Raw genomic sequence first — 16,959 nt, 5'->3', positions numbered from 1 at the left:
CGGTCTTCTCATCTGTCACGCCAAATCACCAGTAAATCCGATGCGAATCATCATTGACATGCAGGGAGCCCAGACCGAAAGCCGATTCCGCGGAATCGGACGGTACAGCCTCTCGCTGGCCTTGGCCATTGCACGAGCTGCGGAAAAGCACGAAGTCTTCCTGGCACTGAACGGGCTGTTGCCCGATTCGATCGACGCCATCAGGGAAGCCTTTGCAGACATTCTTCCGCGCCAGAACATCCGCGTCTGGAATTCGCTGGGGCCCGCGCGCGAACTCGACCCCGCCAATAGCACGCGTCGGGAAATTGCGGAGCACGTGCGCGAAGCCTTCATTCTTTCGCTCAAGCCTGACGTGGTGCTGGTGACAAGCCTTTTCGAGGGACTGGGCGACGACGCGGTTGTCAGCGTCGGCAATTTCGATACGAAGACGCCGACGGCTGTCATCCTGTACGACCTCATCCCGCTGCTGAACCCCGATATTCACTTTCGTTCCAGTCCAATTCGCCAGGAGTACTACGCGCGCAAGATCGAATCGCTCAAGCGCAGCAAGCTCTTGCTGGCCATCTCCGAAAGCGCCCGTGGCGAAGCGTTGCAGGGGCTTTCATTCGCGCCAGACGACGTGACGAATATTTCGGGCGCGTGCGATGTCTCGTTCAAGAAAATCGCAGTGGCCGAGGCCGAGCAGCAGGCCATTCGTGCGAAGTTCTCGATTCCGCGGGAGTTCGTGCTCTATACAGGTGGCGCCGACGAACGAAAGAACCTCGCCCGCCTGGTTGCGGCTTATGCACAGTTGCCCGCCAACGTTCGCCAGATTCACCGGCTCGTCATGGCAGGCCGCATGCCCAGCGGCGAAGTCACGGCCTTGCAGACCCGCGCCAGAGAAGCCGGACTGGGAAGCGATGAGCTCGTCTTCACCGGCTACATATCCGACGAAGAGCTGCTTGCGCTCTACAACATGTGCAAGCTTTTCGTCTTTCCCTCCACCCACGAGGGTTTCGGGATTCCACCGCTGGAAGCCATGTCCTGCGGCGCCGCGGTCATCGTCGCGAACAGTACCAGCCTGCCCGAGGTCATCGGTTCCAGCGAGGCGATGTTCAACCCCGAGTCGATCGAGGCCATCAGGGACAAGATGCTTCAAGCTCTGACGGACGAGGCGTTTCGCGCATTGCTGTTGCGCAATGCCTCCGTACAGGCATCGGCGTTTTCTTGGGACAAGAGCGCCCGCAAGGCGATCGATGCCCTCGAACGCTTCGCTGCCCAGGCAACAAGAGGCACCACGCGTCTCTCGCGCATCGAAAAGACGACCATATTCCAGCCCAGCCACAAGCGCATCCTGGTGCTCAAGCTGGACCATCTGGGAGACCTGATCCTCTCGATGCCGGCCATCGCCAAACTGAAGGCGCGCTACCCCGACTCAACACTCGAGATCGCGGTGGGCAGCTGGAACCTCGAGCTGGCGAAGATGTTTCCTTTCTTCGACAAGATCCACACTCTGGACTACTTCAAGAAGCAATCCGCGAGCCAGGCATCGGTAGCCCAGGAGGAACTGCGATCCTTCTTCGCCCAGCTTGGCGCGTTCGACATTGCCATCGATCTGCGCAGGCAAAGCGACACGCGCTTTGTGCTGACGGGTGTCAAGGCCGAGCTGAAGGTCGGCTACCAGACCTTCGATCCGGCCGTCGACTCTGTACTCGGCATCGCGCTGGACGCGGTCCCGGACGTGCCGTTCCTCGAAACCTCGATGAACCGCACTTCCATCAGCAACCAGATGCTCGCGCTGGTCGATGCGCTTCCCGCCGATCCGGGCGATTTCATTTCATTGCCTCGCCTTTTCGCGTCGACGGAAAGAAAAAAGGGCTCCATCGCGCTGTTCCCGTATGCGGGCAACGATGTCAAGGAATGGGAGGTCGCGAAGTTTCAGGCGCTGGTTTCCAGGCTCTGTACTTCGGACAGCGTGACGGAGATCAACATCTTCTTTGCATCGCCGTCTGAAGTGCAAAGACACGCTTTCGACTCCTCACCAAAGGTGATTGCGCATGCGGGCCTGAGCATTCCCGCGCTGATGGAATCGGTCGCGCAGAACTCCGTCTGCATTGCCAACAATTCGGGCGGCGCCCACATCGCCTCATATCTTGGCTTGACGGTAGTCGGCGTCTATGGGGGACACGAAACGGCGGCGGAGTGGGCACCCGTGTTCCCGAACAGCTTCGTCATCCATCGAGAGGCCGATTGCTCTCCCTGCCACATTTCGACCCGCGCGGACTGCAAGTACGAGCTGTACTGCCTGTCTGACATCACAGTCGACGAGGTTTATGACCTAGTCATGGAGACGGTGAATGCGACAGGCGTCTCGACCTCCGAGCCGGTGTTGACGAACAAGGCCATCACCAACCAACTGGTTGCTGCACTTGGGCCTTACCTGCGCAGTCAGGGCGACGATGATGTCGTCGCAATCGCCCATTGCATCACGTCGAGCATTCGCCCGACCAACTCCGGTGCCCGCATCTTCGTCGATGTCTCGGAGCTCGTTCACCGCGATTCCAAGACCGGCATCCAGCGCGTGACCCGAAGCATTCTCAAGGAGTTGCTCGAGAACCCGCCAACCGGTTTCGAGATCGTGCCCGTCTATGCCACGATGGAAACGAAGGGCTACTTCGCTGCAAGGAATTTCCTGAACAAGTTCAGCGGAAAAAACTTTCAGCATGGCGTTTCCGACGAAGCTGTCGATTTCTATCCCGAGGACATCTTCCTGGGCTTGGACTTCCATCCGCACGTGGTGTGTGCGCAAAAGAGCGCCTTGGACACCATGCACCGCGCCGGGGTCAAGGTTCTGTTCGTGGTGTACGACCTGCTGTGCGTTCAAATGCCGCAGCATTTTGTCGACGGCACCGTCCAGGGTTTCGGTCAATGGCTGGACGCCATTGCGGCCTACGACGGCGCATTCTGTATTTCGAAGTCAGTGGCAGACGATCTTTCTGCTTATATGCAACGGGTTCATCCCGCACGAGCAAGGCATTTCGACATCGGCTGGTTTCATATCGGCGCAGACATCGAGAGTTCGAGCCCGAGCAAGGGCCTCCCGTCCAATGCCGAGCAGATCCTGCAGTCGCTGCAGGCGCGCCCGAGTTTCCTGACAGTGGGAACCGTCGAGCCGCGCAAAGGGCACACGCAGACCCTTGACGCCTTCGACCTGCTCTGGGGGCTCGAGGTCGATGCGAATCTGGTTGTCGTGGGCAAGCAGGGCTGGCTCATCGACAGGCTGGCCGAGAGGTTGCGCAACCATCCCGAGGCAGGCAAGCGGCTTTTCTGGCTGGACAACATCAGTGACGAATATCTCGAACGCATCTATGGCGCCTCGACCTGCCTGGTCGCGGCCTCGGAGGGCGAGGGATTCGGGCTACCCCTGATCGAGGCCGCACGCCACAAGATTCCGATCATTGCAAGGGATCTGGCAGTCTTCAAGGAGGTGGCAGGGCAAAATGCATACTATTTCCATGGAATCACGGCTAATGCGCTGGCGGACGCCATCCAGTCATGGTTCGCGTTGTTCAAGGAACAGTCCCACCCGAAGTCGGACGCCATGCCATGGCTGACTTGGCGCCAAACCACGCAAGACCTGTTGAAGCTGGTCCGTTGTGCCGATGCCGGCACACCCTGTATCCAATCCAAACCCCTCGAAGAGTTGAGTCATGAATAAAAGAGCTGTCATTACTGGAATCACGGGCCAAGACGGGGCCTATCTGGCCGAACTGCTGCTGGCCAAGGGCTATGTCGTCTACGGAACCTACCGCCGCACGAGTTCGGTGAATTTCTGGCGCATCGAGGAACTCGGCATTCAGAACGACCCGAACCTGCACCTCGTCGAATATGACCTGACCGACCTAGGCAGTTCCCTGTCCCTGATTCGCGACACCGTACCAGACGAGGTGTACAACCTTGCTGCGCAGAGTTTCGTGGGCGTGAGCTTCAACCAGCCCGCAGCCACCGCCCAGATTACCGGAGTGGGTGCGCTGAACCTGCTCGAGGCCATTCGCCTGACGAACACCAAGATCCGCTTCTACCAGGCCTCGACTTCGGAAATGTTCGGCAAAGTCCAGGCCGTGCCGCAGGTCGAAGACACGCCCTTCTATCCGCGAAGCCCCTACGGCGTCGCCAAGCTCTACGCACACTGGATGACGATCAACTACCGCGAGAGCTACGACATCTTCGGCTGCAGCGGCATCCTGTTCAATCACGAGAGCCCGCTGCGTGGCCGCGAATTCGTGACGCGCAAGATCACCGACAGCGTCGCCAAGATCAAGCTCGGCAAGCTCGACGTTCTGGAACTCGGCAACCTCGACGCCAAGCGCGATTGGGGCTTTGCCAAAGAGTACGTCGAAGGCATGTGGCGCATGTTGCAGGTCGCCGAGCCGGACACCTATGTGCTTGCGACCAATCGCACTGAAACCGTTCGCGATTTCGTGACTATGGCTTTCAAGGGCGCCGGCATTGCCGTCGAGTTCAAGGGAACCGGCGAAGGCGAATCTGCCGTAGACACCGCCACCGGCAAGGCGGTGATGCGCGTGAATCCGAAGTTCTACCGTCCAGCCGAAGTCGAGCTGCTGATCGGCAACCCGGCCAAGGCGCACGAAAAGCTCGGTTGGAAGCCGCAAACCACGCTGGAACAGCTGTGCCAGATGATGGTCGAGGCCGACCTTGAGCGGAACAAGAAGGGCTTCTCGTTTTGAAGATCTTCCTGACCGGCGCAGAGGGGTTCACCGGTCGCTACTTTGCAGATCGGGCCGCCGCCGCCGGCCACAACGTCGTCCCTATGCAGGCGGACCTGACGAACCGCGAAGCGCTGACTCGCGAGGTGCTGTCGGTGCAGCCGCAGGTCGTTGTGCATCTGGCGGCCATCAGCTTCGTCGGGCATACGGACAGCAGTGCGTTCTACGCAGTGAATGTGGTCGGCACGACGAACCTGCTCGAAGCCTTGACACGACTGCCATCTGCGCCGCATCGCGTGCTAATCGCCAGCAGTGCAAACATCTACGGCAACAGCGAACAATCGCCGCTGACTGAAACCCAGCCACCAGCGCCCGTCAACCACTACGCGATGAGCAAGCTGGCGATGGAATACATGGCCAGAACGTTTGCCGAGCGGCTGAACCTTGTCATTGCTCGCCCGTTCAACTACACGGGCCACGGCCAGGACATCAACTTCGTAATCCCCAAGCTCGCCAAGCATTTCGCCGAGAGGGCCAGTTCCATCTCGCTCGGCAACCTGGATGTGGAACGCGAGTTCAACGACGTGCAAATGGTGTGCGACGCTTACCTCTGCCTCATGGAGCACGGCCGTCCCGGTGAAGCCTACAACGTGTGCTCGGGTCAACCCCATACGCTGCGAGAGGTGATTGCATGTTTCGAAAAGGTCACCGGCCATCGCATGGATGTCGAGGTCAATCCTGCTTTCGTTCGCAAGAACGAGGTGCACCGCCTCTGCGGCAGCCCCGACAAGCTGAATGCCTTGCTGCGCGACTGTGGTGTGGCTTTTGCACCGCCGACGCTTCAAGACACCTTGGCGCGCATGCTCTGATGCGGCCGCCAAGACCGCAACGAGATAACGTTCGAACCTCCCAATTCCCGTTTTGATCAACCATAACAACATCATGAGCCAGTCCATGTCGACGACTCTCTATCGAGGGCAGCGCGTTGCGCTGATCGTTCCCTGCTACAACGAAGATCCCACCATCGCCGGTGTGGTCAGGGACTTCCGCGCGGCCATGCCATGCATCGACGCCTACGTCTATGACAACATGTCGAGCGACAGGACCGCGGATTTCGCCAGGGCGGAAAATGCGCACGTGAGAACAGTCACCCTGCGCGGCAAGGGCAATGTCGTGCGGCGCATGTTCGCGGACACCGAGGCGGACGTCTACGTGATGGTGGATGGCGACGGGACCTACGATGCATCCTCGGTTTGCCGGATGGTGGACAAGCTTCTCGACGAGGGCCTAGACATGGTCGTGGGATGCCGGGAGACCAGTGCCGAAGATGCTCAGGCCGCCTACCGGCGCGGGCACCAATGGGGCAACAAGATGCTCACCGGGAGTGTGAAAGGCATTTTCGGCGGCGACTTCAATGACATGCTGTCAGGGTATCGGGTGTTTTCGCGCCGGTACGCCAAGTCTTTTCCCGCACTGTCGCGGGGATTCGAGATCGAAACCGAACTGACAGTGCACGCGCTCGAACTGCGCATGCCCTACGGGGAACTAATGACTCCGTACGGATCGCGCCCCGAGGGATCGGCCAGCAAGTTGTCGACTTACCGCGACGGCTGGCGCATTCTCAAGACGATCATTCGGCTTCACGCCAGCGAGCGCCCGATCGCATTCTTCGGCGGCTGGGCTGCCGCGTTCTGCATTGCGGCGCTGGTGCTGGCCTTTCCTCTTCTCGTTCAGTATCTCGAGGCCGGCAATGTCCCGCGCCTGCCGACAGCAGTGCTGTCCGCCTCTCTCATGCTCATGGCCATGCTTGCGCTGACGTGCGGGTTGATTCTGCAGAATATCACTCAAGGCCGGCATGAAATGAAGTGCCTGGCCTTCCTGGGAATTCCAGCCACGCGCGCTGATGCCACCGAGCACTGACGCGATGAGGTACCTAAGAGAAACAAGAATTCCGATCTGGTTGGTCCTGGGTCTGGGCACGCTGGTCTACTGCTACTTCTACCTGAACCACCCGGCGCTGCCAGGCAACAACCTCGAGTACCCGCGCGGATGGTGGGGCTGGTTCGATCAAGGCGAGTACATCAAGGCGGCAGCGGCCATCAGGATTGGCGATTTTTCTCACGCCAAGCACGCCTACCCACCGCTGTACCCGGCGATCGGATCGATCTTCATGCCGGTCTTGCCGGTGCATCCGTTCTTCTTCTTCAACCTGCTGAGCCTGCTGGCGTTTGCGTACGTTTTTGTAGCGTTCGCAACGCGCTACATGTCGCAGTTGGAGGCGTTCGCGCTGCTGGCGATTTCGCTGTACTTCAACGAAATCATCATCCTCAACTTCGCCATCCCCTGGACCACCACGGGTACGACGCTGATCTACGCGGTCACCATCTATCAACTGCTTCAAAAGTCTAAACAAGAGAAGCCGAGTGACGGCATGGCGCTGCAGAGCGCCAAGGCCTTTCTCTTTTCGAGTGCGTTCAGCCTGCTGGCCATTCTTCGACCTGTGGACGCAGGGGCGGCAGCGGTCTTCTATCCGGCCTACCTGTATTTCTCGTTCAAGAGCCTGAGCGGGACCGCAGCGCCTAGACGCACAGCACTCTTGCTCGCTCAGGCCGTCTCACTCGGTGCTGGCCTGCTCGTCGGGATGGGGCTCTTCTTCCTGTTCAACCTGAAAGTCCATGGCCATGTACTGGGGGGCTACTTCCAGTCGACGGCTACGGCGTCCGGCTACTTCCCGCTGGAACTGCCCAGAAAAATCTTCTCGCTCGTCTTCGACTCCAATACCGTCTTTCTCGAGCCGAACGGGGCGCTGATCACACACTTTCCGTGGTTGGTCTTGAGCATCATCGGAGTGACCGCAGCGCTGGTGCGCGGATCCGCAATGCTTCGGGTGATGGCTGCAGCCCTCTGTCTGCAGTTCTGCCTGTACGCCCCCTATGGAGACCTGCTTCCGAACGGCGTCTACCGCTACTACAACATCCACTACTTCAAGTGGATGTTCCCGTACCTGGCATTCTTTGGATGGCTTGTCGTGCGATGGATTTTCCAGAGTCCGGCAAGCTCTCGTCCGAAGGGCCTGACGGTTCGGACACTGGTGGTCCTGATCGCAGTTGCTGCTCTGCTGTCGCCACAGTACAAGGTCAAGCCAGCGTCACCGATTGCGCTCGAGAAGATCGGGCCAGACAACCGGGTCGTCTTCTCGACCAACGGAGACGGTATCGACTTCATCGATTTCTATGGCATGGCCGGCGGCTTCAATGAAATTTACCTTGGCGATCACCATATGCTCGCGGACGGAAAGCCGCTGAACCGCGTCAAGGAGTTCCGGCTGCTGCCCGCGCCATGGGGCGTGCGAGTCTTCTTCAATAAACGGGTGCGTGCCAAGGAATTCGTGCTCACACCCGACAAGGGCGTGAACCTGCCCGCCGGTGAACTGACGATGAAGGCTTCAACCTATCGATTCAGGCTCGGCATGCCGAAATTGATTCACGACGCTCCACCAAAAATTCACTGAAATATTTCAGCGGCATCGAAGCTCAGCCCTGCCGCATCCTTCGCGGACAACGCAGGGACAGCCCCAGTATCCGGCCACTCGATGCCGATCGACGCATCGTCCCAGCGAATGCATCGCTCATGCGCCGGCGCGTAGTAGTCAGTCGTCTTGTAGAGAAAATCGGCGGTTTCGCTCAGCACCAGGAAGCCATGGGCAAATCCCGCCGGCACCCACAGCTGCTTGTGGTTGCTTTCCGAGAGCTCGACACCAACCCATTGACCGAAGGTCGGCGATGAGCGGCGAATATCTACCGCCACGTCGAACACCGCGCCGCTGACCACGCGTACGAGCTTCCCCTGTGGCTGCTGAACTTGGTAGTGCAATCCACGCAGCACACTCCTCACCGAGCGGGAATGGTTGTCCTGCACGAAGTCGACATGCCGGCCAACGGCCTCGTCGAAAGCCTTCTGGTTGAAGCTCTCGAAGAAGAAGCCGCGTGCGTCGCCGAAGACCTTGGGTTCGATCACCAGAACGTCGGGAATGGATGTAGATGTTGCTTTCATGATTGGGGAATCAGAGAGTGATGGATCAAGCCACGCGCTTGAGGTAACCGTCCGGCGCCACGCTGACGAGCAACTTGTTGTCCATGGCGCGGTCGATCTCGAAAGAGGCTGCATGGGTCTTGAGGAATTCGTGAACCGCCGTCTTGGGGTTATCGCCAGGGCCCCAGGGCCGGTCCGGGAACATGCTCTCAGGCAGATCTTCCACGACGGTGTCGAACACGACGCAATAGCTGCCGACGGTCACCATCGGCGCATAGGCCCGCAACTCGTCGAGAACGTGGGCATGGGTGTGGTTGCTGTCGAGGCACACCAGCACGCTGCGCTTTCCGGATGCGACTGTGCGAACCTTCTCGATCACGTCCGTCGCGATGCTGGAACCCTCGATCATCGAGATGCGCTTGACCATCGGATGCGTCTCGATGGCCTTGCGGTTGTGCGCACGGATGTCGATATCGATTCCGAGCACCTGCGCATCGGCAGGGCCTCCGCATGCGGCATTCAGCTCGAGCATGGCCGCGGAGAAGATGAGCGACCCGCCGTGTGCAATTCCGGTTTCGATGATCAGGTCCGGCTGTACGCACCAGATGATCTCCTGCATTGCCACGATGTCCTGCGGATACTGGATGATCGGGCGGCCCAACCAGGAGAAGTTGTAGGAATAGCCAGCCTGAATGGAAGACTTCATCAAGGCCTTTGCATCGCCCTGCAAGGTCTCGTTGGTTTCGTTGGCTGCTACGCGCGCCGTTACTTCAGCTTCAAATGTCATTCTGGTCTACCTTAACAAGACGAAACCTGCCGCGAGACTGATTCGCGATCTCGTCGAAATAGTTGGAGTTCATCACAAACACGAGGGAATCCGACGGCAGCATCTGCAACGCGTCTTCCGGCGACACGATCCTCAGCCCAGTGCCCGCCATGTATCTGTTTTGCTTGATGGGGTTGATGTCCACCGCCACATCGAACTCGATGCCTGCGGCCCGCAGATGGTGAGAAAAAATGACGCCCTTGGAGGAGGCGCCCCAGATGGCCTTCGGGCCCGGGGTCGCCCGCGCGAGAGCCTTGCTCTGTTCGATGCCCGAGAAGAAGCTCCCCGGCAACTCGACCTGGTCCTGCAACTCCCCAGCCGGCTGCCGCAACGACGCGAGATCGGCCACCACGTAAAGATACTGTCCGCCAAACACGTGGCCCAATTCATCGATGCGCGTGAACATGCGCCGGAAATCGGCAGCCCGGAAGTAGTTCACATGCTCATAGAAGATGTCGAACCACGCGCGCCGCTCGCAGATCCAATCGAAGCACGGCACCTCGATGTAGATCTTGCCTTGGCCCGCATTGGCTCGCGCAATGTCCTGCAGAAAACGCACTGGCTCCTGAATGTGCTCCAGCACATGCCGAAGCACGAGTGCATCTGCAGACAAGCCCAGCGACGGGGAGAACGGGGCCTTGATGGCGTGCGGGCTGTCTCCTTCGTAAGCGGGGTCGATTCCCGTTGCGTCGTAGCCTGCCGCTCTCAGATGATTCAGGAAATAGCCTTTGCCGCAGCCGACCTCGATCAGCGATGGAGTCTGAAAATGGCGCCGGATGATAGACAAGACCGCATCCAGATGCTCCCGAAAAACCGATGAGCACGCCTGCTCGTTCTGGTAGTCGGCGTCGTAGGTCAGCAGGTCCGGGTCGAACTCCCGGTTGAAGACCAGGCCGCTGCTCAGGTCCTGGACGAGGACCATGTTGCCTTGCGGCGAAGCCATTCCTGAGGAGGCTCTGTCAAACACCCGGTTTTGCAAGACCGGCAAGCCCTCGATGCGCAAGAGTTCGTGCTGCATCAGCGCGCCTCCGTCAACTGCAGCAACTTGGCATTGCTGCCCCAGAACGCCATCGGCTCATAGCTCGGATAGGGAAAGTGCCCCAGGGCAAGCTTCATCGGCACGCCCAGCGCCTCTCGCCAACCCTCGACAAGTGATCGCACCGACGTCGGCCGGCCCGAGCAGACATTCACGATGCCGTTGCCCGACGCTGTGCGAGCCAGCAGAGACAAATAGCGCGCGACATCTTCCGCTGGAAGATAGTCACGCAATTGCTCTCCGCCGGACATCCGGAATTCAGCATCGCCGCGCGCCTGAGCGGCCATGAACTGGCTGTACAGCGCCCCTGCCGCCTGTCCCTCGCCATACATATAGAACAGACGAGCCCAGGTCAACTTGACCCCTATATCTGCGGCAAGGAACTCGAGTTCCCGCCTCAAGGCATCCTTGGCGAAGCCATAGGGGTTGCGGGGATCGGGCAGCAGCGATTCAACCAATTCGCCGGATTGCATGCCGTACTCGAAGCAGGTGCCCGCGCACACCAGCGTCGAAAGGCCGGAGGTCATGAGTCGCTCGAGAAACCGGTATTGCTCAGACAGGTGCGTTTCGAAATGATGCCTCGACTGGTAGTTCGGCAGTCCGCTCCAGGCCAGGTGGATCAGTACATCGGGGCGCCCGAGCATGATGAATGCGTCAGCGGGTGCCGCTGCCAGGTCGATGCTCACATGACGGACACCCGGCTGCATCCACGAGCCGGGTGTCTGGCGTGACACGGCCACGACCTCGGCATCGCCGGCATCGGCCAGCACCCGCAACACATGGCGCCCCACAAAACCGCTTGCTCCGGTAACTGCGATTTTCATGGTCACAGAACCTCGAGCCGTGGAACCGCACAGACGAATTGGCCGCCCCATTCGCGAATGTAGGCAAGCTGATTCATCACTTCCGCCTTGAGATTCCAAGGCAGGACAAGCACGTAGTCAGGTTGCTCACGCTGCAAGCGGGCTTCGTCCACGATTGGAATCCGGCTGCCCGGCATGTATTGGCCCTGCTTGGCGGGATTGCGGTCGACGACCCAGGGAAGCAGACCAGGCCGTATACCGGCATAGTTCAGCAAAGTGTTTCCCTTGGCAGCCGCGCCGTAGGCAGCCACGCGTTTACCGGTCTTGCGTGCTTCGATCAGGAAAGTCACGATACCGTCCCGTATGTCGTCTGCGCGTGCCTGAAAGCCCGCGTAGTACGCCGCCGTTTCGACGCCTGCTTCGGCTTCGGTGTTCAGCAGTCTTTCCACACGAGGCTCGATCGAACGCAAGCCCCGATCGCTGCGCTGTGCGTAGACCCGCAGGCTTCCTCCGTGCGTGGCAAGTTCCTCCACGTCGAAAATTCTCAGCCCATTGGCTTCGAACAATCGGCGCACCGCAGCCAGGGACAGGTAGGAAAAATGCTCGTGGTAGATGGTGTCGAACTGGCAGCCGGACACCAGTTGCATCAGATGCGGAAACTCGAAGGTGGCCACACCGTGGGACTTTAGCAGCCTGGCAAAGCCGGAAACGAAATCGTTGACGTCCGGCACGTGCGCAAGCACGTTGTTGGCGGCGACGAGGTCGGCCGCTTTTCCCTCGGCAACGAATTGCTCGGCCAATGCGACACCGAAGAACGATTCGACGATCTCCAACCCTTTGGCCCGCGCCGCCCGCGCGGTGCTCGCCGTCGGTTCGATACCGGTGCACGGGATGCCAGCCTGCTGCACGTACTGAAGCAGATAGCCGTCGTTGGCTGCCACTTCGACGACGTGCGATGCCGACGACAGCCCGAAGCGTTGCACAACTTCGTCTACATAGCGTTTGCTGTGGGCCAGCCAGCTCGTCGAGAACGAGCTGAAGTAGGCATAGTCGCTGGAGAAGAGCTCGGCATAGTGCGCATAGTCTTCCGTCTGTACCAGCCAGCATTGCATGCACGTGAACACACGCAGCGGATACCACTTCTCCGGCGCGGCAAGCTGCGCCGCATTCAAGTATGCGTTCGAAGGAGGCGAGGCCCCCAGGTCCATCAATTGCAGTGAGAGCTCCGCATGGCAATGGCGACATTTCATATCAGATACCGCCGAATTCAGGGGTGAGGCGAGCATGCGCGGCATCGCGTTGCGACACGTCTGCAAAAGGCAGCGGCCATGCAATAGCAAGCATCGGATCGGCAGGGTTCAAACCGCCTTCCGCGCTTTGAACGTAGGGCGTCGAGTGAAGGTACAACAATTCTGCGTCATCAGTGAGGGTCTGGAATCCATGTGCGAATCCCTTGGGAATGAACAGGCTGCGACCGTTCTCAGCGCTGAGCCTTTCCGCATGCCAGTGAAGAAAGGTCGGTGAGCCTCTGCGTATATCGACCGCAACGTCGAAGATCTCGCCGCGCAGGCAACTGACCAACTTGTCTTCGGTATGGGGCGGGTACTGGAAATGCAATCCTCGCACGGAGCCGCAGCGCCGCGTCATGGTGTGGTTCATCTGTGCAACTGGCTGCGTGAAACCGGCATGCGCCAGTTCCTCGGCACAGAAGAAGCGGCTGAAGAATCCGCGCGAGTCCTCAAGCTTCCGCCGATGGATCAGCTTCAGGCCATCCAGCGCCGTGGAGTCAACGACGAATCTAGCCATGCGCCGCCGCGCCTTCATGTGTCTCGATTTGCGAAAGGCAGACCTTCTGCATGTCGTCGTCCCCGCGCCAGGCACGGTCCCATGCCACAGTCTTGTCGAGTGCCTCTTCGAGCCCCCAGCGCGGTTGCCACCCGAGCACGCTCTTCGCTTTGCTGCTGTCAAGCTTTAGATAGCCTGCTTCATGCAGGGCCGACTCATGGGTTTCCCGCCACTGCGCTCCTTCGACTTTGCTCACCAGCCGATCCAGCAGTTGTCGCACGGGCACGGCATCCTCGTCGGCCGGGCCAAAATTCCACGCAGCTGCGAACTGCGGATCTTCTTCCGTCAGCCGCTCGGCAAGCAACAGGTAGCCCGACAAAGGCTCCAGCACGTGTTGCCAAGGCCGCGTCGCGCCCGCATAGCGCACCTCGAGCGGACGACGGGCATGGGCCGCACGAAAGAAGTCAGGCACCAGTCGATCATCGGCCCAATCCCCGCCACCAATCACGTTTCCCGCCCGAGCGGTGGCAACCGCTATGCCGGCCTGCGCCAGAAAGGAAGCCCGGTATGCGGCCGTGACAAGCTCAGCACAGGCCTTGCTACTGGCATAGGGGTCGGAGCCACCCAGTGCTTCGCCTTCGCGATAACCCCAGACCCACTCCCGGTTGTCATAGCACTTGTCCGTTGTGACATTCACGACGGCCCGTACATCCTTGCACGAGCGCACAGCCTCCAGCAGGTTGACCGCTCCCATGACGTTGGTGGCATATGTCTCCACCGGCGCATGGTAAGACTGGCGAACCAGAGGCTGCGCTGCCAAGTGGAAAACGATTTCCGGGTCAGCCGCTCGCAAGGCTTGCAGCACGGCCTCGCCATCGCGAACATCGGCCACGACGTGACTCTGCAGTAAATCGGAGACACGTGCCACCGAGAACAGGTTGGTCGGCGTCGGCGGCGCCAACGCATAACCGTGGACTTCAGCGCCCAGACTGCGCAGCCACAGTACCAGCCAACTGCCCTTGAATCCGGTGTGCCCCGTCACAAGCACCCGCTTGCCTTGCCAGAATGCGCGGTTCACGACCACACCTTCCAGGGCGCAGCATTGCTGGCCCACAACTGCTCGAGGTGCGTCCTGTCGCGCAGCGTGTCCATCGGCTGCCAGAAACCTCCGTGCTCGAATGCCATCAACTGGCCGTCTCGCGCGATCTGGGCGAGCGGTTGTCCCTCCCAACTGGATTGATCCCCCTCGATGTAGTCGAGGCATTTCGGAGAGAGGACGAAGAAGCCGCCATTGATCCAGCCACCGTCGCCGCGGGGCTTCTCGATGAATCCCCGCACCACATCGCCATCCCTTTCGAGAGCGCCATAGCGCCCTGCGGGCTGGACTGCCGTCACCGTCGCCAGACGACTGTGCGCGCGGTGGAAGTCGATCAGCTGATCGATTCGCAGGTCCGCAACACCGTCTCCGTAAGTGAAGCAGAACGCCTCTTCGTCCTTCAGGTAAGCACCCACCCGCTTCAAGCGCCCGCCGGTGAGGGTTTCGTCGCCAGTATCGACCAGCGTGACTTTCCAGGGTTCGGCCTTGCGCTGATGCACATTCATCTCGTTGCTGCGCATGTCGAAAGTCACGTCGGACATGTGGAGGAAGTAGTTCGCAAAGTACTCCTTGATCACATAACCCTTGTAGCCGCAGCAGATGATGAAATCATTGATGCCGTAGGCCGAGTAGAGCTTCATGATGTGCCAAAGCACGGGCTTCGCACCGATTTCAACCATCGGCTTGGGTTTGAGGTGGGTCTCTTCCGAGATGCGTGTGCCCAACCCGCCGGCAAGAATGACTGCTTTCATCGTTTTGACTTCGTAATTCAAAAAAGGAAAAGGTCCTGACGGCGCTATAGCTGTCAGCACGCGATGAAAGCACCCAAGCCCCGAGTCCTCGCTCGGGGCGTTATGCAGCAGTGGGAGGCTTTCTGAACAAACTGAGCGCTTTGCGCGCCAACCGTTTCGGAACATAGCGCAACGAACCCATACGTTGGGCCTCGCCGAGGCTGTGCTCCAACTGCGCGCATGCTTCTCGCCAAGCTTGTGCCTGTGACACAAGGTCGGCTGTGTTGGCAGCTGCAGCGGTGAGGTCGACGTGCGTCTGACGGCGGGTTTCAGCCGCCTCGTGATGCGCACGCAGCGCGCTCTGTCTTTCCGCCTCGACCTGTGCACGCATGTCGGGCAGGGATGGGAGATCGAACGGAATAGCCTGCCTGTCGATACCGAGCAGCGACGTCGTCAAGCTGACCGCACCCGAAACATCCTTGACGCCAAACGGCGCTGCATCCAGGCTCAGCGTGACGCCGTCAAATCCAAACCGGCGAGGGCGGAACGTGTGGGCAGACGCGGGCGGCAAGTCCGGTGCCTGAGTGTCGAACCATTGCAGCAACTCGGCACAGTCGGCAATCGAGGCCCGGATGATCTGCCGCACCTCGGCACGCTCCTGGGGAGCTGTTTCCAGTATCGCTCCCAGATAACGCTCGGTGATTGCCTTTCGATCCAGCACCAGCGTGTCGTCATTGGGAAAGAGCGCGTCCTTCGCATGGAGAAAGGAGTCGGCAACATGAACGGGGGCGAGGATCATCTTGTCCGGTACGAGTGGATGCCTCCGATAGCCGAAGGCCTCATTCAGTCGCGAGAAATCGCTCGCTATCGCGGTCTTCTTTTCCTTCATCAGCGTCGCCACACCATTGCTGGCATGCGAGAGACCCGCGATATTCATAGGCGTGCTGATCGACAGATAGGACCCCACCAGATACCCGAAGCCGAAGCCGGAGTAGATGTCGGGATAGACGTTCAGAAAAACGCGCCCTGTTGCCTCTCGATGCTGCGCAATCAGATCGCGGTGAATGGCCGAACAATAGATCATTGGCAGCGAGTCGGTGCCGTCCTCGAACCGTATCACTTTGGCAATCTGCGCTCGCCCGTCGATCTCGGTGATTGTTCGGGACAGCGTGATGGCGAGGAGGTTCGCTTCGCCTTCGATCCCGATCGTCGGCCACGTGTAAATTCCACGTTGCCAACGCATGGCTTTGGCCCCCGTGTACGAAGCCAGGCGATCCAGTTCGCGCAACGCGTAGGGCATGAGCCCATCGTCATCGCCGAGCACCGTGACGTACTCGCCGCGAACCTCACTCAGACCGCGCTCCCAGTTGGCGCTCATCGCCAAAGGACGTTCGGGCGGCAAATACCGGATGCGCGAAGACGCTGCCACGGCGACGATCTCGGCCACCTGCGCCGCTGCGGCCGGATCGCTGTTGTCGCAGACCAGAATCTCGTAGTCATCGAAATCCTGATCGAGACAGGTCGCCAGTGAATGGCGCAGGGTCTCGGGACGGTTGCGCGTCGGTACGACGATGCTGAACCGGGGAGTGGCACGTATCGGGTACCCCGACATTAAGAGCGGACCTCTTCGCTCAGCAGATGCTTCAGGTACTTGCCATACCCGCTCTTGGCCAGCGGCGTTGCCAGCTTCTCGAGTTGTTCACTTGTAATGAACCCATTGCGCCAAGCGATCTCTTCAGGACAGGCAATCTTCAACCCCTGCCGATGCTCCAGCGTCGCAATGAACTGCCCCGCTTCCAGCAGGCTGTCGTGCGTGCCCGTGTCGAGCCATGCATAGCCACGCTGCATGATCTGCACGTTCAGCTGATCGCGGTCCAGGTAGGCCTGGTTCACCGCGGTGATCTCCAGCTCGCCACGCGCGCTTGGCTTCACAGCCTTGGCGAT

At 59.9% G+C, this 16,959-nt stretch carries 15 protein-coding genes; 5 read left to right on the top strand and 10 right to left on the bottom strand.

What is annotated here, in order from left to right:
* Positions 1-40 precede the first annotated feature (40 nt).
* The 5 genes from ACSFCA_RS33290 to ACSFCA_RS33270 all read left to right on the top strand — a co-directional run bounded on the left by ACSFCA_RS33290 (position 41) and on the right by ACSFCA_RS33270 (position 8,217).
* On the top strand, positions 41-3,697 hold the full coding sequence (locus ACSFCA_RS33290) for a glycosyltransferase (protein ID WP_435462489.1): 3,657 nt from the start codon (positions 41-43) through the stop codon (positions 3,695-3,697).
* On the top strand, positions 3,690-4,727 hold the full coding sequence (gene gmd, locus ACSFCA_RS33285) for a GDP-mannose 4,6-dehydratase (RefSeq protein ID WP_435462488.1): 1,038 nt from the start codon (positions 3,690-3,692) through the stop codon (positions 4,725-4,727). The genes ACSFCA_RS33290 and gmd overlap by 8 nt, the downstream gene beginning before the upstream one ends.
* Positions 4,724-5,575, top strand: a complete 852-nt coding sequence (locus ACSFCA_RS33280; RefSeq protein ID WP_093178324.1) for a GDP-mannose 4,6-dehydratase — start codon at positions 4,724-4,726, stop codon at positions 5,573-5,575. Before gmd ends, ACSFCA_RS33280 begins: the two co-directional genes overlap by 4 nt.
* Before the next feature lie 73 nt (positions 5,576-5,648).
* Positions 5,649-6,626 (top strand): glycosyltransferase, encoded by a 978-nt coding sequence (locus ACSFCA_RS33275; protein WP_256330926.1) that lies wholly within the window; start codon positions 5,649-5,651, stop codon positions 6,624-6,626.
* 40 nt (positions 6,627-6,666) lie between these two features.
* Positions 6,667-8,217 carry a hypothetical protein gene (locus tag ACSFCA_RS33270; RefSeq protein ID WP_435462487.1) on the top strand — a complete coding sequence of 517 codons (1,551 nt, stop codon included), beginning with the start codon at positions 6,667-6,669 and terminating at the stop codon, positions 8,215-8,217.
* On the opposite strand, the gene rfbC (ACSFCA_RS33265) is transcribed toward ACSFCA_RS33270, so the two are convergent.
* From rfbC (ACSFCA_RS33265) to ACSFCA_RS33220, 10 genes are all read right to left on the bottom strand, one after another.
* On the bottom strand, positions 8,211-8,759 hold the full coding sequence (gene rfbC / locus ACSFCA_RS33265; RefSeq protein WP_093178321.1) for a dTDP-4-dehydrorhamnose 3,5-epimerase: 549 nt from the start codon (positions 8,757-8,759) through the stop codon (positions 8,211-8,213). The genes ACSFCA_RS33270 and rfbC (ACSFCA_RS33265) overlap by 7 nt on opposite strands.
* A gap of 25 nt (positions 8,760-8,784) precedes the next feature.
* Positions 8,785-9,525 (bottom strand): cephalosporin hydroxylase family protein, encoded by a 741-nt coding sequence (locus tag ACSFCA_RS33260; protein ID WP_435462486.1) that lies wholly within the window; start codon positions 9,523-9,525, stop codon positions 8,785-8,787.
* Entirely contained in the window at positions 9,515-10,582 is a 1,068-nt protein-coding gene (locus tag ACSFCA_RS33255; RefSeq protein ID WP_435462485.1) for a class I SAM-dependent methyltransferase, read from the bottom strand. The genes ACSFCA_RS33260 and ACSFCA_RS33255 overlap by 11 nt, the downstream gene beginning before the upstream one ends.
* Entirely contained in the window at positions 10,582-11,424 is an 843-nt protein-coding gene (locus ACSFCA_RS33250) for an NAD-dependent epimerase/dehydratase family protein (RefSeq protein ID WP_435462484.1), read from the bottom strand. The genes ACSFCA_RS33255 and ACSFCA_RS33250 overlap by 1 nt, the downstream gene beginning before the upstream one ends.
* Positions 11,425-11,426: 2 nt before the next feature.
* Complete coding sequence (locus tag ACSFCA_RS33245; RefSeq protein ID WP_435462530.1) at positions 11,427-12,653, bottom strand: methyltransferase domain-containing protein; 1,227 nt, start codon at positions 12,651-12,653, stop codon at positions 11,427-11,429.
* Between the two features lies 1 nt (position 12,654).
* Complete coding sequence (gene rfbC / locus ACSFCA_RS33240; RefSeq protein WP_435462483.1) at positions 12,655-13,209, bottom strand: dTDP-4-dehydrorhamnose 3,5-epimerase; 555 nt, start codon at positions 13,207-13,209, stop codon at positions 12,655-12,657.
* Positions 13,202-14,266, bottom strand: a complete 1,065-nt coding sequence (gene rfbG, locus ACSFCA_RS33235; protein WP_435462482.1) for a CDP-glucose 4,6-dehydratase — start codon at positions 14,264-14,266, stop codon at positions 13,202-13,204. Before rfbG ends, rfbC (ACSFCA_RS33240) begins: the two co-directional genes overlap by 8 nt.
* The gene (rfbF, locus tag ACSFCA_RS33230; RefSeq protein WP_435462481.1) at positions 14,263-15,036 is read right to left on the bottom strand and encodes a glucose-1-phosphate cytidylyltransferase; all 774 of its coding nucleotides are present in this window, start codon (positions 15,034-15,036) and stop codon (positions 14,263-14,265) included. The genes rfbG and rfbF overlap by 4 nt, the downstream gene beginning before the upstream one ends.
* A 100-nt stretch (positions 15,037-15,136) precedes the next feature.
* Entirely contained in the window at positions 15,137-16,627 is a 1,491-nt protein-coding gene (locus ACSFCA_RS33225; RefSeq protein WP_435462480.1) for a glycosyltransferase family 2 protein, read from the bottom strand.
* The coding region (locus ACSFCA_RS33220) for a sugar phosphate nucleotidyltransferase (protein ID WP_435477469.1) at positions 16,627-16,959 on the bottom strand (333 nt) is incomplete at its 5' end. The genes ACSFCA_RS33225 and ACSFCA_RS33220, both read right to left, overlap by 1 nt.

The organism is Variovorax multivorans (assembly GCF_051216835.1).
GTDB lineage: Bacteria > Pseudomonadota > Gammaproteobacteria > Burkholderiales > Burkholderiaceae_C > Variovorax.
This window is presented reverse-complemented; position numbering and strand designations above follow the sequence as displayed.